Here is a 25,331-nt window from a genome sequence, read left to right as displayed (position 1 = left end):
TAAAAAAGCGATTATTCGGCGCTTTCGTCAGCCGCCTTCTTCTTCGGAGCAGCCTTCTTCTTCGGTGCGGCTTCGTCGCCTTCAACGGCGTCAGCTGCTTCGGCCTTGGCGGCAGCCTTCTTCTTCGGTGCGGCCTTCTTGGTTTCGGCCTTGGCTTCGCCCTCTTCCTCGGCGAGCAGCTCTTCCTTGGTCACCTTCTTGTCGGTGACGTCGATTTCGGTCAGCAGGTGATCGATGACCTTCTCTTCGAAGATCGGTGCGCGGATCGAAGCGGCGGCACCCGGCTGGCTGCGGAAGAATTCGAGGATCTGCTTTTCCTGGCCCGGATACTGGCGCAGCTGATCGTAGATGGCGCGCTGCATCTCGTCTTCGCTGACCTCGACGCCGGCCTTTTCACCGATTTCGGAGAGAACGAGGCCGAGGCGAACGCGACGCTCTGCGAGCGTCTTGTATTCCTCGCGAGCCTTCTCTTCGGTCGTGTCTTCGTCCTCGAAGGTCTTGCCAGACTGGGCGAGGTCGTTGTTCACCTGGCTCCAGATGCCGTTATATTCCGCGTCGACGAGCGAGTTCGGGGTCTCGAACTTGTACATCTCGTCGAGCTGGTCGAGGATCTGACGCTTCAGCTTCTGGCGGGTCAGCGAACCGTACTGCGATTCGATCTGGCCACGGACGATTTCCTTAAGGCGGTCAGCGGATTCGATGCCGAGCTTGGAGGCGAGTTCGTCGTTGATCTCGACATCGGCAGGTGCGGCGACTTCCTTGACTGAGACGTCGAAGGTCGCTTCCTTGCCGGCGAGGTTCTTGGCCGGGTAGTCGGCCGGGAAGGTCACGGTGATGGTCTTCTCGGCGCCGGCCTTGATGCCGACGAGCTGGTCTTCGAAGCCCGGAATGAAGCGACCGGAGCCGAGCACCAGTTCGGCGCCCTGGTCGGTGCCGCCCTCGAAGGCTTCACCGTCGACCTTGCCGACGTAATCCATGGTGATGCGGTCGCCGTTCGCGGCCTTGCCGGTCTTGGTCTCGTAGGCGCGGGCGCTTTCGGCGACCTTCAGGACCTGCTCGTTGACTTCGTCGTCCGAGATGTCGATGACTTCGCGCGTGACCTTGATGCCCTTGACCGACTTCAGTTCGATCGGCGGCAGCACTTCATAGGAGAGCGTGAATTCGAAATCCTGCTCGGCGGCGAGGATCTTGTCGGCTTCGTCCTTGTCCTCAGTCATGGCGATTTCCGGCTGCGTGGCCGACTTCTCGCCGCGGCTAGACAGGATGGCGGCCGGCTGCTCGCGGACGATCTCGTTGACGAGGTCGGCCATGATCGACTTGCCGTAGACCTTCTTCAGGTGAGCGGCGGGGACCTTGCCCGGACGGAAACCGTTGATGCGAACCTTGTCCTTCACATCGGCAAGACGCTCATTCATCTTGTCTTGCATGTCCTTGGCCGGGATAACGACCTTGATTTCGCGCTTCAGCCCTTCAGCGAGCGTTTCGATAACCTGCATGTCTTCCTACCTTCATTTCGTGGCGGCCGTGCCCAGACGCCGTTCGTTTCTATGAGCACGACGCCGGCGATCCTGCCGCGCGTGGCTTTTCCCAATTCCTGTATCATTCCGCCCAAGGGGGAACGGCACTCGCGGGCTATTCGGGACAACTCTCGGCTGCCCTAAGCCAACCGATTCAGTCTCCCGCCTGCAAACAGCTTGGTGCGGGTAGAGAGACTTGAACTCCCACGCCTTGCGGCACCAGAACCTAAATCTGGCGTGTCTACCAATTTCACCATACCCGCGTTCACAAAACCGCATGCCTATGCCTGCGCATGAGGCCTTCCGGAGCGCGGCGTCTCTATATCACCCGATTTGGTCGAGGCAAAGGAAAAATGAACGGTAAATGACAGGGGATTTGCGGCCCCGGAACCGCCCTGCCCCGAAGTGTGACGCGATCAGTAAAGCGGCTCGTCGTAAACCGGCTTGCCGTCAACCAGCAGGCTGCGGATCTGCGCGCTTCCATCAGGCGAGACACGCACTGCGATGGCGACATTGCCGTCATTGCGGGCCTCCTCGATCGGCTTGCCCTGGCCTTCTGGAACGTAGTAACGCTCGATGCCGTATTCGACACGCATGCTGTCGCCGGCGGCAAGTCCGCCACTATAAAATGGCTGGCTGCGCAGGATCACGGTCTCCGGCTGCGGAGGCAGCTCGTGAAAGGACGATTCGGTCACCGTCCAGAAACCGTCCTCCTGCTTCTTCAACCGGACCCATAACACCCGCTCGCCGGCCTCGGCCGGAATGCCGCCGGAAACCGTCTGCACCGGCACCGAGGAAATGTCGTAGTTCAAGACGACATAGTCGCCGCGCAGGAAATCGCGCGGATCGACGGGCGCCGTCTTCAGCAGCACCTCGGCGCCGTCGCTGAGGATCGACGCCCGGCTCTGGATGATCGTGCCGAGGATAAGGGTCTGCAGACCGGCGACGATGATCGCCGAAAGCAGATAGCCCTTGCCGGATTGCAGCCTTGCCATGAACGAGCTCATGCGCGCTCCCCCTGTGCATTCGCCGAAAAACGCCGTTCGAGACGGATGACCATCCAAGCGACAAGCGCCACCACGAGACCGGAGAAGAGGAAGAGGCTCGACGTGCCGAGGATCGAGCCGACGGTGACGGAGGCGAGATAGAGCATCTCCGCGGCAAAGGTCGCGTAGGCGAGATATCGCACCGCGCCATTATCCCTGCCACGCAGGACGATCGCCAGCACGGAAGCGGCAAGCGTCACCACTCCGAGCACCACCAGCCGCCAGCCATCCTCGATCTCGATATGCAGCAGCAGGAAGCCGATTACGGCGACGAGGAAGCTGTAGAAGGCCGGCGCCGCACCGGCGGTTCCGACCAAGGAGGCAATAGGCCTGGGGGGCAAGGCCGTCAGCACGAATGCCGCCATGCCGCCGATTGCAAAGGCAAGCGCCACGGCGATCTCCTCATAAAGAGTATAGAGCCATGCAAGCCAGCCGATCAGCAGCAGGTAGGCCAGGTGGCGGGCCCGCTCGGCGCCGGTATACCGCACCAGCCCGATGACGATCACCGCCATGACGGGCGCCATCCAGGGGGCGAACCCTATCCAGTGCGTGTCGTTATTCTCAAGATAGACGGCGAAGGACGCCCAGGAGAGGAAGCCGGCGACTACGGTCACGGCGCCCGAACGGAACAGGATCGCCGAGATCGTCGCAATCGCGAACCACAGATACATCACCGTCTGCTCGTCGCCGGAGAGATGATACATCTGCCCGACCAGCGAGATGGCGCCGCCGAAACTCATCGCGCCGATGACGAGCAACCCGCCTGCGGCCGCTGTCGCACCGCGGGCAAGCATCCTGGCGGCGGCGATATGCACTACCCAGATCAGGGCAAGGATGCCACCCACGCGCACGAGGCGCGGAATGGCCTCCCAGTTGGAGGCGACGACAAGCAGGATGGCAGCTGCAAGCAGCACCGCTGCCAGCGCCATCAGCACCCGGCCGAGGCTGAAGCTTGCCGGGCGGCTGTCATATTCGGCGAGTAGCGCACCTGCCGTTTCCTGCCCGAGCAGGCCCTTACCCACCCAGAGTGAGAGATCCCGCTCCAATCTGCCGCGATACATGCTCAACCCCTCGATTTCCGCAACGTCGACTGCGGCGCTGCAGCTCACGCCGTTATAGACGCAGCAAGGGTGTTCGCAAACGCTCTTGCGACAAATATACAAGTTCCTCATTGGTCTAAATAGTATCGAGTGTTAACCGGCCGCTAACGTCATAAGCGCTAATATAAGCTTATGAACGGAGAGGTATGCAATTTTCGCATATCCCCCATGAATTTATTGCACTGCACAATACTCATTAGTCATACTATTGATTAACGCATCGAAGCACGGGGATGGCGCCCCGGCCCGGTATTAGCCGGACGCCCGCGGATGCTTTGTCCGTGACGAGATTCGCAGCTGCGCACTCCTCCTCCCAGCGCGCTGCGATAGACTGACAACACTCCTCCTCCCAGTTGTCAGTCACCATAACACGCCCGCCGGATCCTCCCCCGGCGGGCGTTTTTGTTTAGCCAAAGCTTCATTATAGCCTTGGCAGTGAGAGGATTTTCGTCGCATGGCGCCGTCATGCCACATTGCCGTCACGCCGCCCCACCAGCCTTGCGAAGAGGTGGGCGACGTCCGATCCGAAGCGGCACGCCTCTTTGCACCGAATGGACGCGGAACCGCCGGAGGAAGTAGCGTTTTTCCGCAACGAGGCCGCATTCGCCTCTCCAAATCGAATTGCTTTCTCAAAAGTCATTCTGCCTATTCGTTGACCAAAAAACGGTAAGTTTGCGTCAAATACCCTTTAAGCATTGCATAGCTCGCATAGGTGATCTGAAAACTTGTGTGTTTTAGTCTTTCGCGTCGCAACATATATTCGGGTCATCAAATAGAGGTCAGCGCCGATCGGTGGCTGCTGGCAGATGAAACCCTCGGAAAGGGGCTTAACATGAACTTCTCTCGCTCTTTCAATAACTGGCGCAAGTATCGTCAGACCATCACGGAACTCGGCCGCATGACCAACCGCGAATTGCACGATCTCGGCATCGACCGTTCGGACATCCATCGCGTTGCCCGTGAGGCTTCTTCCCGCTAATTCAAGGCGATCGCTGCTCCTCCCAGGCACGATTGTTCTCGATCGAAACGCCCGCTGTACCCACAGCGGGCGTTTTCTTTTGTCTTAACGGGTTGGCCGCGGCGGTTGCATGTTTTTCCGCATGATTAGCTCGCTCAAAAAATATTCACCGCCTAATTGTCGAGCATCATAGTGCACAATTGCATGGCAGACGCCTTTTATTTGCACTGCACAATCGGACGGATCGCGCCTATATAGACATCAACCGCAGAGAGACAGGCGATCCCGCCGTCCCGCGGACATAGGAAGAAGACAATGAACCCGATCCGCATTGCAAGAAGCTGGCTCAGCTACCGTCGTACGCTCAACGAACTCGGCGGCCTTTCGAACCAGACCCTGTCCGATATCGGCGTCAGCCGTTACGACATCCGGAATATCGCATCCCGCTCGTTCCGCTAATAGCGGGCGCGATGCTTCCAAGACGGCGCCTCAGGGCGCCGTTTTTGATTCCGGGGTGTTGGATCGCACCGGCCGACATGATATCAGCCCGGAATGAATACGATCTCCTCCTATTCCCCTATCCACGTCGTCGGCGGCGGGCTTGCCGGTTCGGAAGCCGCCTGGCAGATCGCCAGTTCCGGCGTCCCGGTCATCCTGCATGAAATGCGCGGGGTGCGCGGCACAGATGCGCACAAGACCGACGGCCTGGCCGAACTCGTCTGCTCCAACTCCTTCCGTTCCGACGATGCGACCAGCAATGCCGTCGGCGTCATACATGCCGAGATGCGCATGGCGGGCTCGCTGATCATGGCCGCGGCCGATCGGTGCCAGGTACCGGCCGGCGGTGCGCTCGCCGTCGATCGCGACGGCTTCTCCGAGGCGGTGACCAAGGCGGTCCATGACCACCCGCTCATCACCGTCGTGCGTGAAGAGATCACCGGCCTGCCGCCGAGGGACTGGGATCTTGCCATCGTTGCCACCGGACCGCTGACGGCTCCGTCGCTCGCGAGCGCCATCCAGACGGAAACCGGCGAGGATTCGCTTGCTTTCTTCGACGCCATCGCGCCGATCGTCTACCGCGAGAGCATCGACATGGATATCTGCTGGTATCAGTCGCGCTACGACAAGGTCGGCCCCGGCGGCACCGGCAAGGATTACATCAACTGCCCGATGGACGAGGCGCAGTACAATGCCTTCGTCGACGCGCTGATATCAGGCGACACGGTCGGTTTCAAGGAATGGGAAGGCACGCCTTATTTCGACGGCTGCCTGCCGATCGAGGTGATGGCCGAACGCGGCCGCGAGACGCTGCGCCACGGACCGATGAAGCCGATGGGGCTGACGAATGCGCATAACCCGACAGTCAAGGCCTATGCCGTCGTGCAGCTGCGGCAGGACAATGCACTTGGCACGCTTTACAATATGGTCGGTTTCCAGACGAAATTGAAATATGGCGCGCAGGCGGACATCTTCCGAATGATCCCGGGTCTGGAAAATGCGGAATTTGCCCGTCTCGGCGGCCTGCACCGTAATACCTATATCAACTCGCCCACCCTGCTCGACCCGTCGCTGACGCTGAAATCGCGGCCCGGCCTGCGTTTTGCCGGCCAGATCACCGGTTGCGAGGGTTATGTGGAAAGCGCCAGCGTCGGTCTACTGGCCGGGCGTTTCGCTGCCGCGGAACGCAAGGGCGAGGCGATCTCGCTGCCGCCGGCAACGACGGCGCTGGGCTCCCTGCTCGGTCATATCACCGGTGGGCACCTAGTCACCGACGAGGAACCGGGCAAACGATCGTTCCAGCCGATGAACATCAATTTCGGGTTGTTTCCGGAGCTCCAGCCGGGTTCGATCGTCAAACCTGAAGGCGTCAAGCGCTTCCGCGGCAAGGACAAGACGATCATGAAGCGGCAGCTGATCGCTCGCCGCGCCCTTGCCGACTGCGCGACCTGGCTCGGTCAAGAATCGACGCTTGCCGAAAGCGCCTGAACGGCGCTTCTATGCGTGTCGCATCGAACCCGGTTCAAGCGACCCGCTTGAAGTCTTTGCTTTATGCATGTCGTCGCAAAACGCTGCACGGTTTTGGGCGGCATGAATTACTGCTTGTTCGCCGCCGAAATATTGCCGGGCGGCAGGTCTTTATCCGGCTCGGCGATATAATTGCCGAGCAGCCACAGCGAGACTTCCGAGGCTTCCTTGGCAGAAGCAAATTGGAAATCGCCGTTGTGATAGGGTGCATCGAGAAAGTCGATCACCAAGCCCCTGCCCGTTTCCGAGCCCACGACGCGCACCCGGCCCGGCTCGATCAGATGGCAGGCGAAATGGCGCGACATGTTGCGCATGAAGCCGGCCTTGTTGTCATGCAGACGCACGAAGACGGCCTGGCCATTTTCCGTCGTCTGCAGCTGACGGATCGCCTCGTTCGGAAAGGCGCGACCGAATTCGATAATGGCGAGGCCCGTGTCATGCAGGCCGTCTTCCTTGTTCTGCGCGGCCATTCGTGTTGCCACGAAAGCAATGAAAATGACGATGGCGAAAAGGACGCACCAGACGATAATGCCCACGCCGAGTCTCCGTTCAAAGGGTAGCGGTGGAAGCCTTGTAGCGCGCGAGACTTGCGCGAATTTGACCGATATCAGATTTTTCGGCGTGCAGCAGCCAGCCCCATCCGCAGCTGGCGGCGCCATTGCGGCGGCTGCAGCGGCCGGTCGAACAGCAAGGCGCCGCGTTTCTGCGCCTTGATGAGCACTGGTTCGGCAAGCGTCGCCGGCAGGAAGGCTGGAAAGACGGCCGGCGCAATCGGCCCCGCCGCCCTCGCCTTTGCCAGATGTTCGCGACCGAGGCCGGCGAAGGCCTCGATGGCGGCAGAGATGCGCGGCCTGTCTTTTCCGGCGAGGAAGGCATCGCGGTCGAGACCGGTGGCCGAAAGGATCTGCAGCGGAACATAGATCTGGCCGCGGCGGCGATGCACTGGCATCAGCAGCAACAGCCCGGCGACCGCTTGGGCGACCCCGGCATGGCCGGCGGCGTCGGCCGATCGTGCGGCTTCCTCCGGCGAAAGCACCAGGCTTGCGAGCTGGATCAGGGCCGATGCCGTTTCACCGGCATAGCCTTCAAGCGAAAGACGTGTCTCCATCGGATCGTCATAGAGATCGAAGGTGCGGGCCTCGATCATGTCGATCAGCGTCTTGCGCGGCAGGCGGTGCGTTTCGATCGCGGTCAGAAGTGCTGCGGCAACGGGATTGGCCGCTGTCGAGCCATGCGCGCTGCCCTCCAGAAGATCGTGCCAATATTGCAGCCGTACCTCGCCGGGCAACGGCTCGTGCACGAGATCACGGATGCGGGCAAGCTCGGCATTGAAGGCATAAAGAGCTGCAAGCGCGCCGCGCTTTGCCTCCGGCGACAGCAGACAGGCGAGATAGCGGTCGCGATCGCTGTCACGCAGCATCGCCAGGCAGATCTCCTGGTTCGTCGCAATATTCGCTTCAGTCATCGTCAGACCGCAATCAACGCCGCGGCGACGGCACGTTGCTCGGCGAGCATGATATTGAAGGTGCGCACCGCCGCTCCGGTACTCATCGGATCGGAGGAGATGCCGCGCGACTTCAGCGCCAGCCTCAATTCCTCGGGCAGACGGCGAAGCTCGGTTCCGGTACCAACGAGCAGAACCTCGATATCGGCGGCCTCATCCAGCACCCGGCGAAAGTTTTCAGGCGACAGCGGTTTCGACATATCCATGTCCCAGCCATGAATGCCGGAGGGCAGGCAAAGGATCGAGCCGCGATGCGACATGTCGGCAAAACGAAAGCCACCATTGCCGTAAGCATCGATCGGAGCGCGCCCGGGGAAATGCGCAGCGCGGATTTCTATGCCTTTTGCCATGTTTTCAAACCACCGTGCCGGATTTTACACCAGCATCCGTCTTGTTGCTCTCTTCCCCGTCGGGAGCCTCCGGCCGCAGCCGGAAGACGATCAAGACAGGAGCAGCGATATAGATCGAAGAAAAGGTGCCGAGAGCGACGCCGAAGAGCATCGCAAAGGTGAAGGAGCGGATGACTTCGCCGCCGAAGAGAAAGAGCGCCAGCAAGGCGATCAGCGTCGTCGCCGCGGTCAGAACGGTGCGAGACAGCGTCTGATTGATCGAGGCATCGATCAGGATCGGCAGCGGCATCTTCTTGTATCGTTTGAGATTTTCGCGCATTCGGTCGTAGACCACGACCGTATCGTTTAAGGAATAACCGACGATGGTCAGTACGGCGGCGATGCTCGTCAGGTTGAACTCGATGCCGGTGAGGACGAAGAGACCGAGCATGATGATGACGTCGTGCAGCGTTGCGACGATGGCGCCGACCGCGAATTGCCATTCGAAGCGGATCCAGATGTAGATGAGGATCGCCGCAAGAGCTGCAAGCACGCCGAGCGTCGCCATCATCGTCAATTCGCCCGAGATGGCGGGACCGACGACCTCGACGCGACGAAAATCATAATCTTCCTGGAGCTCGCCGCGCACCAGCGTCGCCGCCGACTGCTCGGCATTCTCGCCGCCACCCTGGGAAGCGATGCGGATCCGCGCATTCGCCGGCCCGCCCGTGCGCTCGACACTGACATCGCCGAGATTGAGATCATTGAGGCGCGAGTGGATATCGGCGATCTCGGCATTGGCCTGCTTTGCCGTCACCTCGATGAGCGAGCCGCCAGTGAAATCGACGCCGAGATGCAAGCCGACGGTGGCAAAGGCGGCCATGGCGATCAGCGAAATGACCGCCGAGGCCGTAAAGACATAACGGCGAATCCCCATGAAGCGGATATTGGCGTGCTCGAAAAGATGCGTCAGCACGCTCTTCGGCAGATGCCGGGGATGGCGCGCGCTCAGCCAGACGGCAACGATCGAGCGCGTCAGCGTGAAAGCCGTGAAGACGGTCGTCAGGATGCCGACCGCAAGCGTCACCGCGAAACCGCGGATGGATTCGCTGCCGAGGAAGAAGAGGATGATGGCCGCAATGAAAATCGTCACATTGGCGTCGACGATCGTTGCGAATGCGCGCGAGAAACCGCGGCCGACGGCCTCCGCAAAGGAATGAGTGGTCTTCTCCTCTTCGCGGATTCGCTCGTAGATCAAAACGTTCGAGTCGACGGCCATGCCGACAATCAGCACGATGCCGGCAATCCCGGGCAAGGTGAGCGTCGCGCCGGCAAGGCTGAGCACCGCGACGATGAGGATCAGGTTGAGGAAGAGCGAGGCGACGGCGATGATGCCGAGGATGCGATAGAGCGCGATCATCAGTGCCGCGACCAATACGACGGCGACGAGGCCGGCAACGATGCCGTTGAAGATGGAATCAGCGCCGAATCTCGGGCTGACGCTGCGTTCCTCAACGCTGGTCAGCGTCGCTGGCAAGGCGCCGGCGCGCAGCATGATCGCAAGGTCGCGGACGCCATCCTCGGAGAAGTTTGCCGAAATCCTGCCCTCGCCGCCGGTGATCGCCGCATCGATGACCGGTGACGACATCACCTGGTCGTCGAAGACGATGGCAAGATGCTTGCCGATATTCTGCCCGGTCGCCTGCGCCAACCGCTGCGTGCCTTCGGCATCGAGACGGTAGGCAATCGAGGTCTCCTGCGTCTGCGGGTCGATGACAGGCTCGATATCGACCATGTTGCCGCTGTTGGCGAAAGCGGTGCGGTCGACGAGATAGGGGATCGGCGGATCGTCAAGCGAATAGAGCACCTGCGATGTCGCCGGCCAACGGCCGTTCAGCGCCTCCTGCCCCGACATGCTTTCGTCGATCAAATGAAAGGAAAGCTTGGCCGGCTGGTTCAGGATATTCTTCAGCCGCTCCGCGTCGACCGATCCCAGCACCTGCACGACGATCCGGTCGGCGCCATCGGGGTGAACGAGGAAATTATCATAGCCGAATCCGGCGATGCGGCGGCCAACGATATCGAGCGAGCGGGTCCGGGCGGAAGCGACGTCAGCAGTAATGCCGGCGTCGGAAATCTGCAGTGAGAGCTGCCCCTCTTCGCCCTGCTGCAGCGCAACCTCAGATCCGGAATGTCCGCCGGCCGTCGTCAAAGGCTTCAGCAGATCGACCGCCGCCTGTGTCTGGGCCGGATCGGTGATCCGGACGGTGACGGTCTGGTCATTGCCGGTCAGCCCGGTATAGCGGATGCTGGCGCCACGCAGCGCGTTGCGCACATTGGCGACCAGCTCTTCCAGGCGGTCCCTGACGATGTCGGAACGCTCGACCTTTAGAACGATATGCGAGCCGCCCTGCAGGTCGAGCCCAAGCACTACGCGGTCGTGCCGCAACCAGTCCGGCAGGGAGGATCGCTGCGCCTCAGTCAGCAGATTGGGCGCAGCGATGACGATGGCCGCAAACGCGGCCAGCCAAATCAGAAGTGTTTTCCAGCGGGAAAAATGCAACATTCTCTCGACGATCTTCCGATCCGGCGGTCCTGCTGTTATCGCTTGTTACGCCGCGTCGGCCTTGACCGGTTCACCCTTGACGCGAATTTCGGAGATGCCGCTGCGGACGATGCGCACGCGCACGCCGTCAGCAATCTCGACTTCGACTTCCTTTTCGTCGACGACCTTGGTGACCTTGCCGACGAGACCGCCGCCGGTGACGACCTGATCGCCGCGACGGATCGCCTTCAGGGTCTCCTCACGCTTCTTTGCCTGTGCGCGCTGCGGACGGATCAGCAGGAAGTACCAGACGACCATCAGCGGCACGAACAGGATGATCATTTCGAAACCGGAGCCGCCGAATCCCGTTGCGGTATCGGTCGCGCTCTGGGCGAATGCCGGGGTGATGAACATGCTAAACTCCTCAGGCTTGGGCGGCGGAACTCCGCCTCTCTTTTCAGGTTGCCGGACTATAGTTACGGCTTCGATGAATGCAACAGAAACAGCCGGAAACAGTACCGATTCCGCTGCCTCATAACCTTTCCGCATTCAAAACGCCATGCTAACCGACATCGAAAGATCAAAGCGGATTGCCGCAGCGAGAAATCAGGAGGCCGTCGATGACCGAGGAAATCAACACAGCCCTGCTTGCCGAACTGAGACGGCTCGCCGACGCCGTCGAACGTCTTGCCGGACCGGCGCCCGCCCGCAACGACTGGGATGCCGCCGACTGTTTCGTCTGGGCGCCATTGCGCCAGCATCTGCAGCCGGTCAAGAGGCCGAACCGGGTGGCGTTGACGCTCATCCGCGGCGTCGATCACGTGCGCGACATTCTGCATGAGAATACGGTGCGTTTCGCCGAGGGCTATGCCGCCAACAATGTGCTGCTCTGGGGCGCGCGAGGCATGGGCAAATCCTCGCTGGTCAAGGCCGTGCACGAGGATGTCAGGCGCGAAAGCAGTGTGTTGCTGAAACTGGTAGAAGTCCATCGTGAGGATATCTCCAGCCTTCCCCATCTGCTCGACCTCCTGAAGGACACACCCTACCGCGTGATCGTCTTCTGCGACGATCTTTCCTTCGATCACGACGACACCGCCTACAAGTCGCTGAAGGCGGCACTCGACGGCGGCGTCGAAGGGCGGCCGGACAATGTGCTGTTCTACGCCACCTCCAACCGACGCCATCTGCTGCCGCGCCACATGATGGAAAACGAGCAGTCGACGGCGATCAATCCGTCGGAGGCGGTCGAGGAGAAGGTTTCGCTTTCCGACCGCTTCGGCCTCTGGCTCGGCTTTCACAAATGCAGCCAGGAGGATTATCTCGGCATGATCGACGGCTATGCCGATCACTTCAAGCTCGGGCTCGAACGCGACAAGATGCATGCCGAAGCGCTGGAATGGGCAACGACGCGCGGCGCACGCTCCGGCCGCGTCGCCTGGCAATATATTCAGGATCTGGCCGGACGCATGCGGGTTCACATCGACCGGGACTAAACATCTAAAGCACGTCGCATCGAACTTGATTCATGCAAGGCACTTTCGATCTTTTTCTTCTGCACGTCGTCCTCCCAGAACCGCTGCACACTTTTGGGCGGTATCCATCAAATGACAAAAGCCCGGCTGGTGGCCGGGCTTTTGCGTTTCCTGGTACGCAATACCTATTCCAGGAAAGTCATCGGGTTGACCGGGGACGCATCCTTGCGCACCTCGAAATGGACCTGCGGCTGCTTGACGTCGCCGCTCATGCCGGAGACGGCGACGGTCTGGCCACGCTGGATCTTCTGGCCGCGGGTGACGCTCAGCGTATCGGCGTTGCCGTAGACGGTGACGGTGCCGTCGTCGTGACGGACAAGAACCGTGTTGCCGAGTTCCTTCAGGCCGTTGCCGGCATAGATGACGACGCCGTTTTCGGCAGCCTTGATCGGCGTGCCCTGCGGGACCGAGATGTCGATGCCGTCATTGCGGTTGCCGTTGACGTTGGCACCGTATGAGGCAATGACCTGGCCGCGCACCGGCCAGCGATATTTACCGATGCCGGTCGATTCCGGCGCGGCTGAGCTGACGTCCGACTTCTTCTCGACATCGTCGACGGTCTGGGTGGCGGCCGGCGCCTTGTAGGGCGCGGGCTGAACGGAAGCCGTCTGCTGGGGAGCCGCCGGCTGAGTTGGCTTCGGATCGACCTTCTCGGCCGGGATCGAGGCGGTCTTGATATTGTCGGCGGTGCCGTTCGGGATCTTCAGGGCCTGACCGATGCGGAGCGAACTGGCCGACAGATTGTTGGCGGCTTTAAGGTCGTCGACATTGCTACCGGTCGCCTTGGCAATCTTTGCCAGGGAATCGCCTTGCTTGACGACATAGGTGCCGGCAGGCGCCTTCGGATCCTTGCCGGCGCCGGCGGGAAGTTTACCGGTGACATCGGCACTCGCCAGCGTCTTGTCGCGGGCGGAATTGGCGCCCGGAATGACGGCAACGTTCTGCTCAGGCGCCTTCGGCGCATCCGGCATCTTGCCGGGCTTGGAAAGGTCAGCCGCCTGCGATGCCGCCTTGGCGGCATTGCCGCCGTTGAATGTCGGGATCAGGATCGCCTGGCCGGGCTGGGCGGCAGATGCCGTCTTCAGAGCATTGACGCGCAGAATTTCCTTTTCCGGTACGCCAAAACGCCTGGAGAGGGTGGCGATGCTTTCACCCGGACGCAGCGTCACCGACGGAGCGTTGGTGGCAGACCAGCCGGAAACCTTCGGCGTCGTGCCGGTCGTCAGCGTATCGGGCGTCATCTTCGGCGCAGCCGGCGCCACCAATCGGGGCCTTTCGGCTTGCGGCGCAGTCGGGAAAGGCTGAGCGAGCGCGACTTCCTTTTCCCGCTGCCGGGAGGGTGCCGCCGCTGTCGGCGCGGCCAATTCTGAACGCTGCACGGAGACCGGCGCGGAAGCGAGACGTGCGCTCGAGCTCGACGTGCGGGTCGGATCGTAACCCTGGCGGACGGGATAAGGCTGATTCAGCGCATCATTGCCGCCGCCGTAGCCCGACTGGCTGGCAACGGCCGAACCGCCAAGATCGGCGCGCGGCACCGGATCACCTTGAGAACCGTTCATATTCCTGCGCGGAATGGAACTTGTGGTGATCTGGTCCTGCCCGGAGGAGGAAAACAAGCCGCCAAACCGTGTCACATCGGAACTGCAGCCTGTTGCGGCACTTGCCAGCAGGCTAACAACCAGAAGATTACCGGCCGACTTCCCGAACTTTGGCGAAAGACTGAAACGCATGACTCGACCCACTGAGAACGCAACCATTTGTGAGTCTATTAAAACGCGTTAGTATTACCACGCAGTTAAGATGCTGGAATCAGTACGATATTTTTGAGAAATTGATAACCATAGCTTACGGGTGAAAAATTGCAGTGTGCCGAGCATGATGCCAAAAAGCCTGAGCGGCTTTCGCATAACCTCATGCGCTGTTGTTTTGATGGTCGGATTTCAGGCCGATGCGGCCTGAAATCATCCACATCTACAGCAGCGAGGCAAGGCGCGGAACGATCGGCAGATAGGGAGCGTCGAACAGTTCCTCGCGTTCGAAACGGCTACCGGTTTTCGTCAGCCGCACCATGCGACACTCGTTCTCGGAAATCATCAGCGGCGCGATCATCGAGCCGCCGGAAACGAGCTGGTCGGTATAAAAGCGCGGCATCGCGTTGAAAGCGGCCGTCACCAGGATGCGATCGAAGGTCCCCTCTCCCTGCATGCCGGCGCTGCCGTCGGCCTGACGGATGACGACGCTGCGCAAACCAAGCGATTCCATGCGCCGCTGCGCTGCCGTCGTCAGCGTCTTGTAGCGGTCGATGGACAGGACACGCTCGGCCAGGCGGCCCATCACGGCGGCGGTAAAGCCGCTTCCGGTGCCGATCTCCAGGACGCGCTGGCCGGGCTTGAGCTTCAGGTGATGCAGGATGCGGACGGCAAAATCGATGCCTTCGAGAAAGGAGCCGCATTCGATCGGGATCGTCCGCCTCGAATAGGCGTCGTCGGCAAATTGCGGCGGCACGAACAGCGAGCGCTGCGTCTGCTCGACTGCCGTCAGCAGATCGAGATCGGAGATGCCTTCGGCACGCAATCTGAGGACGAGCGCAGCAAAGCCCTCCTTCTCCGCCAGTCTTGCCGTCAAACTTGTGCTCCGTATCCCAAGGCCCGCGCCACGCGGTCCGTCACGGAATAATCGGTCAGATCCAGTTTCAAAGGCGTTACCGAAATCTTATTATGCTTCAGGGCGTGAATATCGGTGCCTTCGACGAAGGCGCCGGCGCGTTCGCCGAACTTCAGCCAGTAGTAAGGAAATCCCCGGCCGTCGGAGCGGGCATCGACCTGCAGATTGAAGGCGAGCTTGCCCTGCATGGTCACCTCGGCACCGTCGACTTCGTCGGGACGGCAGTTCGGGAAGTTGAGATTGAGAAACGTGCCATCCGGCAGGTCCAGGACCATCAGCTTTTCCAGAAGAGCCGGCGCATGCGTCTCGCAGACCTCCCAGGGGACGATGCGCGCGCCGTCCTCATAGAGATAGGCCTGGCTCAGCGCGAAGGAGCGCACGCCCTGCATGGTGCCCTCGATGGCGCCGGCGATCGTGCCGGAATAGGTCACGTCGTCGGCGACGTTCGAGCCTGAATTGACGCCGGACAGGACGAGATCCGGCTTGATGTCCATCACCTGCCTGATACCCATGATGACGCAATCGGTCGGCGTGCCGCGCAAGGCGAAATGCTTTTCGGAAATCTTGCGCAGCCTCAGAGGTTCGGAGAGGCTCAGCGAATGGGCAAGGCCGCTCTGGTCGGTCTCGGGCGCGACGATCCAGACATCGTCGGACAGCGTGCGCGCGATCCGCTCCAGCGCGGCAAGACCTTCGGCGTGAATGCCGTCGTCATTCGTAAGCAGGATGCGCATCGCCTCAGGCCGCCCGTTCGATTTTGGTCAATCCGCCCATATAAGGCAGCAAAACGTCCGGAATCGTGACGGAACCATCCTCATTCAGATAATTTTCAAGGACGGCGATCAGGCAGCGGCCGACGGCAGTGCCGGAACCATTCAGCGTGTGCACGAACTTGTTGTTCTTATCTTCCTTGCCGCGGTAGCGCGCATTCATCCGCCGGCCCTGAAAATCGCCGCAGACCGAGCAGGACGAGATTTCACGGAAGGCATTCTGCCCCGGCAGCCAGACTTCGAGATCGTAAGTCTTGCGCGAGCCGAAACCCATGTCGCCGGTGCAAAGCGTCATGGTGCGGAAATGCAGGCCGAGGCGCTTCAGCACTTCCTCGGCGCAGGCGGTCATGCGCTCATGCTCGGCAACGGCGCTCTCGGCATCGGTGATCGAGACGAGCTCGCATTTCCAGAACTGATGCTGGCGCAGCATGCCGCGCGTATCGCGGCCGGCCGAGCCCGCTTCCGAGCGGAAGGACGGCGTCAATGCGGTAAAGCGGAGCGGCAGCTTTTCCTGATCGAGGATCTCTTCGCGCACGAGATTGGTCAGCGTCACCTCGGCCGTCGGGATCAACCAGCGTCCATCAGTCGTCCTGAAGAGATCGTCGGCGAATTTCGGCAGCTGGGCGGTGCCATAAACGGCCTCGTCGCGCACCATCAGCGGCGAGCTGACTTCGCTATACCCGTGCTCGCTCGTGTGGAGATCGATCATGAACTGGCCGAGCGCGCGCTCGAGCCTGGCGAGCGGCCCGGTCAGAACCGTGAAGCGCGAGCCGGAGAGCTTGGCGGCGCGCTCGAAATCCATATAGCCGAGCGCTTCGCCGATTTCGAAGTGCTCCTTCGGCGCGTGGTTCCAGCGCGGCTTTTCGCCGACGGTGCGGGTGACGACATTGTCATGCTCATCCTTGCCGACAGGGACGTCGTCGAAAGGTATATTCGGGATGCGCGAGAGCGCGTCGTTGAGTTCGGCCGTCAGCTGCCGGTCCTCTTCCTCGATCGCCGGCAGCAGGGTCTTCAGTTCAGAGACCTCCGCCTTCAGCTTCTCGGCAAGCTCGCCATTCTTCTGGGCCATCGCCGCACCGATCTCTTTGGAGGCGAGGTTGCGGCGGGACAGCAAGTCCTGTGCCTTCTGCACGGCAGAGCGGCGCTTTTCATCGAGAGCAACGAGACTTTGGGCCAGAGGCTCCGCGCCGCGCTTGGCAAGGGCGGCATCGAGCGCTTCGGGATTCTCACGGATCCATTTGATATCGAGCATCGTCGTTCCAGGTCGTTGCAACAGAGGTGACCCGGCCAAAGCCAGATCGGGCCTCGACCGGATGTTACAGCGCCGCGCGACTTTTCAGACGCACAAGGGACACTGTAACACTTTGAATTGCTGCATAATTCCTTAAACCGATTCCGATTTAAGGACTAAGCAGTCGACGGCGTTCATGAAGGGATTTCGAGATCGCAGCTCAGACGCTGTCCGTCTTGGCAACATCTGCGGATCCGGTTTCCTTTTCGACCGCCTGCCGGGCACGCTGACGCTCCACGAGTCGCGCCGCATGGATGGAAATCTCGTAGAGAAGGATCGTCGGTATCGCAAGGCCGATCTGGGACATCGGATCCGGCGGCGTCAGCACGGCGGCCACGACAAAGGCGAGCACGATGGCAAACTTGCGCTTTTCGGCGAGCCATTGCGACGTCAGAAGACCGACACGGGCGAGCAGCGTAGTGACGACGGGAAGCTGGAAGACGAGGCCGAAGGAGAAGACCAGCGTCATGATCAGGCTCAGATATTCCGAGACCTTCGGCATCAGCGAGATGGCCACCTCGTCATGACCCGGCGCCTGCTGCATCGACAGGAAGAACCACATGACCATCGGCGTGAAGAAGAAATAGACGAGCGCGCCGCCCATCAGGAACAGCACCGGCGAGGCGATCAGGAACGGCAGGAAAGCCTGGCGCTCGTTCTTGTAGAGACCCGGCGCCACGAACTTGTAGACCTGGGCGGCAATGATCGGGAAAGCGACCACAAGGCCGCCGAACATCGCCACCTTGACCTGGGTGAAGAAGAATTCCTGCGGCGCGGTATAGATGAGCTGGGCTTTCTCGACGTCAAGATGCGCCCAAATTACGGCTGTCTTGTAGGGAATGACCAGATAGTTGAAGAGATGCTTGGCAAAAAAGAAGCATGCGATGAAGGCGACGAAAAACGCGCCGATCGACCACATCAGCCGCCTGCGCAGCTCCATCAGGTGCTCGATCAACGGCTGCGGCTTATCTTCGGTATCACCGCTCATGCCTCGTCCTTCTTTGTCTGCGCCGGCGTCTTCAGCGTTGCAGGCTTCCTGGCTGCCGTCGTGCGCTTCGGTTTTTCCACAGGCATGGCAATAGCGGCCGCAGAATCGACCTTGTCGGCAGCCTTGACGAGCGGCTTGCGCACGGCCTTCGGCTTGGCGGCAACCATATCGGCCTGCACGATCGCTGCTGCGACCGGTTCCGACGGCGCAGGTGTCGCGACCAATGGCGGCGTTTCCGGCAGGCTCATCGACGGCGTCGGGGCTGCGACAGCATCGGGCGGCACCTCGGTCTTGTTTTCCGTGACGGTGGTCGACTTCTGCAGGTCGGCCTTGATCTCGTTGCCCATCTGGCGAAGCGGGTTCATCGCCTCGCGCAGGCTGTTGACCGGGTTCAGTTTCTGGGCGTCGCTGATCGTCTGGCGGACATCGTCAAGCTCGGCTTCGCGCAACGCTTCATCGAACTGCGCGCGGAAATCGCCCGCCACCTTGCGGGCACGCTGCGTCATCTTGCCGAAAGCGCGCAGCATCGGCGGCAAATCCTTGGGACCGACGACCACGATCAGTACGACCGCGATGACCAAAAGCTCGGTCCAACCAATATCGAACATGCAAGGCTCCTGGACGGGAAGCGCGGGGGCTGCGCTTTTTCCCGGACTTGGTTACTTCGTTTCGTCGGCCTTGTGATCGACGGTCTTTGCCGTGTCGGGCGCGTCGTCGTCCGTCATGCCCTTCTTGAAGCTCTTGATGCCCTTGGCAACGTCGCCCATCAGCTCCGGGATCTTGCCGCGACCGAACAACAACAGCACGATGACCAGAACGATCAACCAGTGCCACATGCTAAAAGAACCCATCATTACGCTTACTCCCTGTTTCTATGTTCCCACGATGTGGGGATTTCCCACATCATTTCCAACATCAAGCTCTTTGAACTGAGCTTAATGTCACGGTATCGCCCTTTGTGACAAGCCATTGACCCATCGAAAAGTGCTGGCTCCATTGTTTTCGCCATGCATGGCAAAAGCAAGACGCAAGCCCCTCAATCTTCGGAGGTGCCGCGTGGCGCCAGCAACCCCAGTTCCTCGAGGTCCATCTGGGTGATCGGGTCTTCGTCCTCGGTCAGTTCGTCGTTCATCAACGGCGAGGGAATATTGAAGTTTGCCGGAATGCGGCCCGACAGCAAGCCCGCTCCCTTCAACTCTTCGAGACCAGGCAGGTCACGCAGCTCTTCGAGACCGAAATGGTCGAGGAAATCGCGTGTCGTGCCCAATGTCACCGGCCGGCCCGGTGTGCGGCGGCGGCCACGGAACCGCACCCAGCCGGCTTCCATCAGCACGTCGAGCGTGCCGCGCGAGGTCTGGACGCCGCGGATATCCTCGATTTCAGCACGTGTCACGGGCTGGTGATAGGCGATGATCGCCAGCACTTCCAGTGCGGCGCGCGACAGCTTCTTCACCTCATTGTCATCACGGCGGATGACGAAGGACAGGTCGGCGGCGGTACGGAAGGCCCAGGCGCCTTCGACCTGCAGGAGATTGACGCCCCGCGGCGCATATTGCTCCTTCAGGCGCAGCATGATCGCATGCACATCGGTCTTCTCAGGCAGGCGCTCGGCGAGGAAGGCTTCGGAGACCGGCTGCGAGGAGGCGAAGACCAGCGCCTCGGCGATACGCTCCGCCTCGATCTCGGCCTGCAGGTCGCGGCCCCTGTCTTCGTAATTGTCCTCGAAATCCTCTTCGCTCTTCGGATCGATCAAGCCGGCTGCTCCTGTTCGACCACTTGCAGCGTGGCATGTTTGGGACCGCGGCGCATGTATATCGGCTGAAAAGCGCCGTCCTGGCGGATTTCGAGCTTGCCCTCGCGCACCAGCTCCAACGAAGCGGCAAAGGCGCTGGCGATTGCGGTGACGCGTTCCTCGGGCGCTGCGAGATACCGCAGCAGATAATGCTCCATCGCCGTCCAGTCAGCGACCTCGCCGATCATCTTGGTCAGCAGCTCGCGGGCATCGGTCAGCGACCAGACGGTACGCCGCTCGATCGTTACCTGGGTGACGGCATGGCGCTGGCGTAGTGCCGCATAGGCGGTCAAGAGATCGTAGAGGCTCGCCGCATAAGCGGATTGCTGCCGGTCGGGAATATGCTCGGGCGCCCCACGCACGAAGATATCGCGGCCGAGGCGGTTGCGATTGACGAGGCCGTCCGCCGCCTGGCGCATGGCTTCGAGGCGTTTCAGCCGGAAGGCAAGCGTTGCCGCCAGCTCCTCGCCGGAAGGGCCGTCATCCTTGATCTGCTGGGGAATGAGCAGCTTCGACTTGAGATAGGCAAGCCAGGCTGCCATGACGAGGTAATCGGCGGCGAGCTCGATGCGGATCCGCCGGGCGCTTTCGATGAACAGCAGATATTGCTCTGCGAGCGCCAGCACCGAAATGCGCGACAGGTCGACCTTCTGGTTGCGGGCGAGATAGAGCAACAGGTCGAGCGGACCTTCGAAGCCGGCGACGTCGATCACCAGCGCCGGCTCGTGGGTGGCGCGCTCGGCACCGTTATCCTGCCACAACTTGTCCATCGGCGTTGCCGCCTGCTGACGTTCCGTGCCCTTGACCGTGTTCACCTAACTGCTCCCTTACGATCAGACCGTCGCAAACATCGCTTCGAATTCCGCCCTCAATTCCGCTTCATCTGAAGTATCCGCCGCCGCGAATCCTGCTTCCACCGCTTTTGCGCGGGCAAGCGATATGCCGGCGAGCGGCGGAACATTTGCCACGACATCTAGCATCTCGTCCATATTGCCGTTGCAATGCAGCACAATATCGCATCCGCCTGCAATGATATTCGCCGCGCGTTCACCGATCGTGCCGGAAAGAGCGTTCATCGAGCTGTCGTCGGAGAGCAGCAGACCGTTAAAGCCGATGTGCTTGCGGATGATGCCGTCGATCACCTTGCGCGAGCACGTCGCCGGATTGTCCGGGTCGATGGCGGTGAAGACGAGATGGCAGGTCATTGCCATCAACTCGTCCTTCATCGCGACAAAAGGCGGAAAATCATGGAGCTCCAGCTCGTCGCGCGAGACGGTGACAACAGGCAGTTCCAGATGTGAATCGGCAAAGCCGCGACCATGGCCGGGCATATGTTTCATGACAGGTAACAGGCCGCCGGCCTTCAGCCCCTCGGCAGCCGCCCTTCCCATCGCGATGACGGTTTCGGGATCGGCGCCATAGGCGCGGTCGCCGATGACGTTGCTGCTGCCCTCGACCGGCACATCCAGCACCGGCAGGCAATCGACATCGATGCCGAGGCTCGAAAGGTCGAAGGCGTGCAGCCGTGACATCAGCCAGGCGGCGCGCAGGCCGAGTGCCCGATCGCGGCGATAGAGCTCGCCGAGCGCCTGGCCGGAAGGATAACGCGCCAGAACGGGTGGACGGATGCGCTGGACGCGGCCGCCCTCCTGGTCGATCAGCACCGGCGCATGCCAGCCGACGCTGTCGCGCAGTTCGGCGACGAGGTCGGCGATCTGCCGCGCTTCGGAGATGTTGCGCCCGAAGAGGATGAAGCCCCAGGGTCGTTCGCCCCGGTAAAAGGCCTTCTCTTCGGAAGTGAGGGCAAGGCCGTTGCAGCCAAGGATCATCGCTTTTGATTCGGTCATATCCGAATCTTAGAGCCTTTCCTGGTCAGATTGAAGCATTCTACAGGAGCAGGTTTTCGGCCCGATGCACAAAAAAGAGCGGCGGACCGATCCAGCCCGCCGCTCTCATATTCAGGACCTGATCCTTACTTGGAGATCAAGCAGCTTCCGCCCGCCGCGCGATACTGTTCGCAGAGTGCTGCGGCCTCGTCCTTGGAACCGGCCGGAATGCGGACACGGTAGAAAGTGCCCTTGCCGGCGATATCGGCCCTGCGGATCTCGTGGCTGCGGCCGCCAAGCACGCTGGCGAATTTCTTCGACAGGTTGGCATAGGATTTGGTCGCCTCGTCTTCCGAAGGCAGCGAGGCGATCTGGATGCCGTAGCCGCCGGCGGATGCGGCCTGCTGCGGCTTTGCGGCGACAGGTGCTGCGGCCGCGACTTCAGTCGTCTTCGGCTGCTGTGTGGGCTTCGGCTGCTGGGCAGGCGGGCGGACATTGCCCTTCTCGGTCACTGTGCCTACGACGTTGACGGGCTGGTCAACCGGACGGGCGGTCGGGATTGGAGCGGTATCGGCAGTGGCCGAGGTCTTGACCGGACGCACCGGCGGAGCGACCTGAGCGGGATTTGCGGCCTGTGCGTCAGCACTGCCGGCGAGCGGCGGCTGTACCGGCGCGGTTTCGACGGGGGCTGCGGAACGCGCATCGGCGGAAGCAACCTCGGCTCTTGCTGGGAAGCTTGCGGCCGTTCCACCGACGGGCGGCACGGGCGGGGTCGACGGAGCCGTGAACGGCGGCTGAGCCGGCGGCGTCGCCTGGGCAGACTGGGTCGCCTGGGCAGACTGCGTCGCCGGGGCAGACTGCGTCGCCGGGGCAGACGGTGTCGGCTGGTCGACGGGCGCTGGTTCCTCGCGGGCAACCAACGTACCGTCAGGTTTGACGATCATTGTGCGAACCTTGCGCGGAGAAACGGACGGCGTCTTGTCGGCGTCGGTTGCCGGAGCGTTGTCGGCGTTGTCCTGGGTTGGCAGCAGACGCGGATCCTCCGTCTCACCGACCGCAGTCGGCGTGACCTGATCGTCAGCGTTGGCGTTCTCGTCGTCCTCGGGCAGCGCTTCCGGTGTCAGCGTGCGCTGGACGACATCGACGGGCGCCTCATCGGAAGAAACGAGCGCCTTCTGCTTCGGCTCTTCGGCAGAACCCGCAACGCGGTCGTAGACCGCCTTGTCCTGGTTGGGCACGGTCTTGCCGCCGGGATTTTCCGGAACGACCTTGACCGGCTCCTTGTCGGCGGTGATCACGCGCGGCTCGCCGGACGCGACAATGCCGAGCCCCTCGCCGTTCCAGACGGAGGAATAGACGCCATAACCGACGCCGGCGAAGACCACGAGCACGACGGCCCCGGCAAGCAGCTGGCGCATCGACCGGGCGCGGCTGAAATCAGCGGCCTGGCTTGCCGATTCGATACGGACTTCGGAGGTCTCGCGGCGCTCGACCGGCTCGCGCACGCTGCGGCGGAAATCCTCCTCCAGCGCCCGTTCGAAATCATCGAGGCCATCAGCGATGGTGGGCTTGACCGGCTTTGCGGCAGCGGCGGCGGTATCCCTGACCGGTGCCGACGTTTGCCGCGGTTTGGCCGGTTCAAAGAAGCTGGCGATCTCGGCGTCGAGATCGAAATCGAAATCCGCAGATTTCGCGACCGGCGCGGGCTGCTCGACCGGCGGCAGCGCCGGCACGTGCATGTCGTCGACGGCCTCGGGACGATCCTCCGGATCCGAGATCATCGCCGGATCGAATGGCAGGTCTTCGGTCGTGTCCGAAACAGGCGCCCAGTTGAAAGTCGGAGCTGGAGCATGCGGTTCGGGAACGAAGGCCGGAGCGGACCGCGCAGGAGCGTCAGCGGCCTGCTCAAAAGCAGGAGCCGGCGGCTCAGGAGCAAAAACGGGAGCGGGCCGAGGAGCGACGGCCGCGGCCTGCTGGGGAGCAGGGGCTGGCGGCTCAGGCTGCGGTGCCGGCTCGGACGGCTCGGAGAAATCGAGATCGGTGAGTTCCAGCTCGATGCCGGCAAGATCCAGTTCGAAATCATGGCCGGCGAAGGGGTCGTCGGCTTCCGGTACCGGCTGCGGCGCCGGCGAATATGCCGTCACGGCAGGCTGGGGCGTAACGACCTCGGCAAGCTGCGGCGCGACCGGTCTTGCGGCTTCGGCATAGACCGTTGCCGGCTCGACCGGAGCAGGCCGGACGGGTGCCGCGGCGAGCGGCGGGGGCGCAATCACCTCGGACTGAACAGGTTCGGCGGCCACAGGGGCGGCCGGAACGGGCGCTGCCTCGATCGATGCGGGCTGCGGCGAGACGGGCGCCGGATTGGCACGTTGCGGTACCGGATAACGCGAGACGTCGGCGAGCAGATCGTCGAGATCGAACGTGCCGGCGGTGTGCGGAACATCAGGCACGACCTCGGTCAGCGCGGCATCGGCCCGGATCTCGCCTTCGACGGCGGCGGCGATGAGATCGAAACCGGCGTCGGACCCGAAATCCTCCAGCTCTTCCTCGACTTCGACGAATTCTTCGGCCTCGGCGGTCTCTTCCGGCGCGATCACCTCATCATGGCGATCGAGCTCGGCGGGAAAGCCAAGTGACGGCGAAGCGGATTCGAATTCCTCGGAAGGCTCGACAGCGGCGACAAGCGCCGGCGGCTCGATGACAGATTGAGGCTCGACTACAGGAAGATCGGCGGACGGTGCTTCAGCAACCGGTGCCGCGACCGTTTCGGCCACAGGTTCCGGCAAAACAACCGGTTCCTCGCGCTTCGGAGCATGGAAATTGGCAAGCGGCAGCCTGATGCTGGCAGCCGACCATTGCGGCGCCTTGGTGGGCTGCGCCAGCGAAGAGACGGGTGCTGCGCCGATCGACAGCTCAAGCTCCTCGATCAGGTCGCGCGCACCGCCGAAGGCCGATTGCACCGACGCATCGGGCTCAGGAGAAAGCTGCTCCGCCCAGTCGGCGACAGATGCGTCGCCATTGCCTGCGGCGGGCAAAGCTGCTTCTTCAGCCTCAAAGGCGGCGACGGAAGCCGAAACCGGCTCAGGAGCCTCCGCATGTTCGGCAGCGGGAGAAGCATCGAGAACGGGCTCGACGTAATCTTCAGGCGTGAGATCATCAGAGATCGGCTCGGCCGGCCGATCGAGCTCTGCGAGCGGACGTGGCGAATCGTAGCGGTCGAACTCGCGCCCAAGCTCGTCTTCGAGATCGAGGGCGGGCTCGCGGCGTGCGGTCTCAGTCACCGTATTCGCCGCAACACGCGGCTCGAAGCCGACGATCCGGGCAAGTTCAGCCAACGGATCATCGTCGGCAAACAGGTCGTTTTTTCCGCGCGTATCATACGCAAGTTGTTTATCAGCCATGCTTATTCCCACTCGCAAACGCCAACGCTCAAATGCCAGCGCATTG

The 25,331-nt window shown here is 61.8% G+C and carries 23 protein-coding genes and 1 tRNA gene; 4 read left to right on the top strand and 20 right to left on the bottom strand.

Features of this window, described 5'->3' with window-relative positions; genetic code table 11:
- Window positions 1-11: 11 nt before the first annotated feature.
- The 4 genes from tig to AC245Y_RS08255 all read right to left on the bottom strand — a co-directional run bounded on the left by tig (window position 12) and on the right by AC245Y_RS08255 (window position 3,624).
- Window positions 12-1,496, bottom strand: coding sequence for a trigger factor (tig, locus tag AC245Y_RS08270; RefSeq protein WP_012757254.1), 1,485 nt, complete (start codon window positions 1,494-1,496; stop codon window positions 12-14).
- Window positions 1,497-1,695: 199 nt separating this feature from the next.
- Window positions 1,696-1,780 (bottom strand) — tRNA-Leu (locus AC245Y_RS08265).
- A 153-nt stretch (window positions 1,781-1,933) separates the two neighbouring features.
- Window positions 1,934-2,524, bottom strand: coding sequence for a GDYXXLXY domain-containing protein (locus AC245Y_RS08260; protein WP_012757253.1), 591 nt, complete (start codon window positions 2,522-2,524; stop codon window positions 1,934-1,936).
- Entirely contained in the window at window positions 2,521-3,624 is a 1,104-nt protein-coding gene (locus AC245Y_RS08255) for a DUF2157 domain-containing protein (protein WP_017993778.1), read from the bottom strand. Before AC245Y_RS08255 ends, AC245Y_RS08260 begins: the two co-directional genes overlap by 4 nt.
- Before the next feature lie 871 nt (window positions 3,625-4,495).
- Between AC245Y_RS08255 and AC245Y_RS08250 the strand changes: the two genes are divergently transcribed.
- The 3 genes from AC245Y_RS08250 (at window position 4,496) to trmFO (ending at window position 6,607) form a co-directional block, all read left to right on the top strand.
- Window positions 4,496-4,642, top strand: a complete 147-nt coding sequence (locus tag AC245Y_RS08250; protein ID WP_012757251.1) for a DUF1127 domain-containing protein — start codon at window positions 4,496-4,498, stop codon at window positions 4,640-4,642.
- Window positions 4,643-4,936: 294 nt separating this feature from the next.
- The gene (locus tag AC245Y_RS08245) at window positions 4,937-5,080 is read left to right on the top strand and encodes a DUF1127 domain-containing protein (RefSeq protein WP_003539017.1); all 144 of its coding nucleotides are present in this window, start codon (window positions 4,937-4,939) and stop codon (window positions 5,078-5,080) included.
- A gap of 93 nt (window positions 5,081-5,173) precedes the next feature.
- The gene (gene trmFO, locus AC245Y_RS08240) at window positions 5,174-6,607 is read left to right on the top strand and encodes a methylenetetrahydrofolate--tRNA-(uracil(54)-C(5))-methyltransferase (FADH(2)-oxidizing) TrmFO (RefSeq protein WP_012757250.1); all 1,434 of its coding nucleotides are present in this window, start codon (window positions 5,174-5,176) and stop codon (window positions 6,605-6,607) included.
- A 107-nt stretch (window positions 6,608-6,714) separates the two neighbouring features.
- Here trmFO and AC245Y_RS08235 read toward each other — a convergent pair whose 3' ends face one another.
- The 5 genes from AC245Y_RS08235 to yajC all read right to left on the bottom strand — a co-directional run bounded on the left by AC245Y_RS08235 (window position 6,715) and on the right by yajC (window position 11,438).
- The gene (locus AC245Y_RS08235) at window positions 6,715-7,182 is read right to left on the bottom strand and encodes a hypothetical protein (RefSeq protein ID WP_017993777.1); all 468 of its coding nucleotides are present in this window, start codon (window positions 7,180-7,182) and stop codon (window positions 6,715-6,717) included.
- A 71-nt stretch (window positions 7,183-7,253) separates the two neighbouring features.
- Window positions 7,254-8,111 carry a phytoene/squalene synthase family protein gene (locus AC245Y_RS08230; RefSeq protein WP_012757248.1) on the bottom strand — a complete coding sequence of 286 codons (858 nt, stop codon included), beginning with the start codon at window positions 8,109-8,111 and terminating at the stop codon, window positions 7,254-7,256.
- 2 nt (window positions 8,112-8,113) lie between these two features.
- A complete protein-coding gene (locus AC245Y_RS08225; protein WP_003539009.1) occupies window positions 8,114-8,500 on the bottom strand; it encodes an Mth938-like domain-containing protein in 387 nt (128 codons plus the stop codon).
- A gap of 4 nt (window positions 8,501-8,504) precedes the next feature.
- Complete coding sequence (secDF, locus tag AC245Y_RS08220; RefSeq protein ID WP_012757247.1) at window positions 8,505-11,045, bottom strand: protein translocase subunit SecDF; 2,541 nt, start codon at window positions 11,043-11,045, stop codon at window positions 8,505-8,507.
- A gap of 45 nt (window positions 11,046-11,090) precedes the next feature.
- On the bottom strand, window positions 11,091-11,438 hold the full coding sequence (yajC, locus tag AC245Y_RS08215) for a preprotein translocase subunit YajC (RefSeq protein WP_003558894.1): 348 nt from the start codon (window positions 11,436-11,438) through the stop codon (window positions 11,091-11,093).
- A gap of 206 nt (window positions 11,439-11,644) precedes the next feature.
- Here yajC and AC245Y_RS08210 point away from each other — a divergent pair, with 206 nt between their 5' ends.
- Window positions 11,645-12,517 carry an ATP-binding protein gene (locus AC245Y_RS08210; protein WP_012757246.1) on the top strand — a complete coding sequence of 291 codons (873 nt, stop codon included), beginning with the start codon at window positions 11,645-11,647 and terminating at the stop codon, window positions 12,515-12,517.
- Between the two features lie 164 nt (window positions 12,518-12,681).
- Here the strand turns inward: AC245Y_RS08210 and AC245Y_RS08205 are convergent, their stop codons facing one another.
- The 11 genes from AC245Y_RS08205 to AC245Y_RS08155 form a co-directional block, all read right to left on the bottom strand.
- Window positions 12,682-14,286, bottom strand: a complete 1,605-nt coding sequence (locus tag AC245Y_RS08205) for a peptidoglycan DD-metalloendopeptidase family protein (protein WP_026157328.1) — start codon at window positions 14,284-14,286, stop codon at window positions 12,682-12,684.
- Window positions 14,287-14,527: 241 nt separating this feature from the next.
- Window positions 14,528-15,181 (bottom strand): protein-L-isoaspartate(D-aspartate) O-methyltransferase, encoded by a 654-nt coding sequence (locus AC245Y_RS08200; RefSeq protein ID WP_017993775.1) that lies wholly within the window; start codon window positions 15,179-15,181, stop codon window positions 14,528-14,530.
- Window positions 15,178-15,951, bottom strand: a complete 774-nt coding sequence (surE, locus tag AC245Y_RS08195) for a 5'/3'-nucleotidase SurE (protein ID WP_012757243.1) — start codon at window positions 15,949-15,951, stop codon at window positions 15,178-15,180. Before surE ends, AC245Y_RS08200 begins: the two co-directional genes overlap by 4 nt.
- Before the next feature lie 4 nt (window positions 15,952-15,955).
- A complete protein-coding gene (serS, locus tag AC245Y_RS08190; RefSeq protein ID WP_012757242.1) occupies window positions 15,956-17,239 on the bottom strand; it encodes a serine--tRNA ligase in 1,284 nt (427 codons plus the stop codon).
- Window positions 17,240-17,438: 199 nt separating this feature from the next.
- Window positions 17,439-18,266: a twin-arginine translocase subunit TatC gene (tatC, locus tag AC245Y_RS08185; protein ID WP_012757241.1), complete on the bottom strand. Its 828-nt coding sequence runs from the start codon at window positions 18,264-18,266 to the stop codon at window positions 17,439-17,441.
- Window positions 18,263-18,874: a Sec-independent protein translocase protein TatB gene (gene tatB / locus AC245Y_RS08180; RefSeq protein WP_017993774.1), complete on the bottom strand. Its 612-nt coding sequence runs from the start codon at window positions 18,872-18,874 to the stop codon at window positions 18,263-18,265. The genes tatC and tatB overlap by 4 nt, the downstream gene beginning before the upstream one ends.
- 51 nt (window positions 18,875-18,925) lie before the next feature.
- Entirely contained in the window at window positions 18,926-19,117 is a 192-nt protein-coding gene (locus AC245Y_RS08175; protein ID WP_012483600.1) for a twin-arginine translocase TatA/TatE family subunit, read from the bottom strand.
- Window positions 19,118-19,302: 185 nt separating this feature from the next.
- On the bottom strand, window positions 19,303-20,019 hold the full coding sequence (scpB, locus tag AC245Y_RS08170; protein WP_012757238.1) for an SMC-Scp complex subunit ScpB: 717 nt from the start codon (window positions 20,017-20,019) through the stop codon (window positions 19,303-19,305).
- Window positions 20,016-20,873, bottom strand: a complete 858-nt coding sequence (locus AC245Y_RS08165; protein ID WP_017993773.1) for a segregation and condensation protein A — start codon at window positions 20,871-20,873, stop codon at window positions 20,016-20,018. Before AC245Y_RS08165 ends, scpB begins: the two co-directional genes overlap by 4 nt.
- Window positions 20,874-20,891: 18 nt before the next feature.
- Entirely contained in the window at window positions 20,892-21,905 is a 1,014-nt protein-coding gene (gene nagZ, locus AC245Y_RS08160; RefSeq protein ID WP_012757236.1) for a beta-N-acetylhexosaminidase, read from the bottom strand.
- Between the two features lie 125 nt (window positions 21,906-22,030).
- Window positions 22,031-25,285 (bottom strand): SPOR domain-containing protein, encoded by a 3,255-nt coding sequence (locus tag AC245Y_RS08155; RefSeq protein WP_026157327.1) that lies wholly within the window; start codon window positions 25,283-25,285, stop codon window positions 22,031-22,033.
- Between the last annotated feature and the right edge of the window lie 46 nt (window positions 25,286-25,331).

Source organism: Rhizobium sp. SRDI943, from assembly GCF_057653695.1.
Note: the sequence above shows the minus strand (reverse complement) of the source record. Positions and strands in the feature narration are given on the sequence as shown.

What these genes read in the sequence shown, in the direction of transcription:
- tig (WP_012757254.1), bottom strand. Translation starts at nt 1,496, where the DNA reads ATGCAGGTTATCGAAACGCTCGCTGAAGGGCTGAAGCGCGAAATCAAG.
- AC245Y_RS08260 (WP_012757253.1), bottom strand. Translation starts at nt 2,524, where the DNA reads ATGAGCTCGTTCATGGCAAGGCTGCAATCCGGCAAGGGCTATCTGCTT.
- AC245Y_RS08255 (WP_017993778.1), bottom strand. Translation starts at nt 3,624, where the DNA reads ATGTATCGCGGCAGATTGGAGCGGGATCTCTCACTCTGGGTGGGTAAG.
- AC245Y_RS08250 (WP_012757251.1), top strand. Translation starts at nt 4,496, where the DNA reads ATGAACTTCTCTCGCTCTTTCAATAACTGGCGCAAGTATCGTCAGACC.
- AC245Y_RS08245 (WP_003539017.1), top strand. Translation starts at nt 4,937, where the DNA reads ATGAACCCGATCCGCATTGCAAGAAGCTGGCTCAGCTACCGTCGTACG.
- trmFO (WP_012757250.1), top strand. Translation starts at nt 5,174, where the DNA reads ATGAATACGATCTCCTCCTATTCCCCTATCCACGTCGTCGGCGGCGGG.
- AC245Y_RS08230 (WP_012757248.1), bottom strand. Translation starts at nt 8,111, where the DNA reads ATGACTGAAGCGAATATTGCGACGAACCAGGAGATCTGCCTGGCGATG.
- AC245Y_RS08225 (WP_003539009.1), bottom strand. Translation starts at nt 8,500, where the DNA reads ATGGCAAAAGGCATAGAAATCCGCGCTGCGCATTTCCCCGGGCGCGCT.
- secDF (WP_012757247.1), bottom strand. Translation starts at nt 11,045, where the DNA reads ATGTTGCATTTTTCCCGCTGGAAAACACTTCTGATTTGGCTGGCCGCG.
- yajC (WP_003558894.1), bottom strand. Translation starts at nt 11,438, where the DNA reads ATGTTCATCACCCCGGCATTCGCCCAGAGCGCGACCGATACCGCAACG.
- AC245Y_RS08210 (WP_012757246.1), top strand. Translation starts at nt 11,645, where the DNA reads ATGACCGAGGAAATCAACACAGCCCTGCTTGCCGAACTGAGACGGCTC.
- AC245Y_RS08205 (WP_026157328.1), bottom strand. Translation starts at nt 14,286, where the DNA reads ATGCGTTTCAGTCTTTCGCCAAAGTTCGGGAAGTCGGCCGGTAATCTT.
- surE (WP_012757243.1), bottom strand. Translation starts at nt 15,951, where the DNA reads ATGCGCATCCTGCTTACGAATGACGACGGCATTCACGCCGAAGGTCTT.
- serS (WP_012757242.1), bottom strand. Translation starts at nt 17,239, where the DNA reads ATGCTCGATATCAAATGGATCCGTGAGAATCCCGAAGCGCTCGATGCC.
- tatC (WP_012757241.1), bottom strand. Translation starts at nt 18,266, where the DNA reads ATGAGCGGTGATACCGAAGATAAGCCGCAGCCGTTGATCGAGCACCTG.
- tatB (WP_017993774.1), bottom strand. Translation starts at nt 18,874, where the DNA reads ATGTTCGATATTGGTTGGACCGAGCTTTTGGTCATCGCGGTCGTACTG.
- AC245Y_RS08175 (WP_012483600.1), bottom strand. Translation starts at nt 19,117, where the DNA reads ATGGGTTCTTTTAGCATGTGGCACTGGTTGATCGTTCTGGTCATCGTG.
- nagZ (WP_012757236.1), bottom strand. Translation starts at nt 21,905, where the DNA reads ATGACCGAATCAAAAGCGATGATCCTTGGCTGCAACGGCCTTGCCCTC.
- AC245Y_RS08155 (WP_026157327.1), bottom strand. Translation starts at nt 25,285, where the DNA reads ATGGCTGATAAACAACTTGCGTATGATACGCGCGGAAAAAACGACCTG.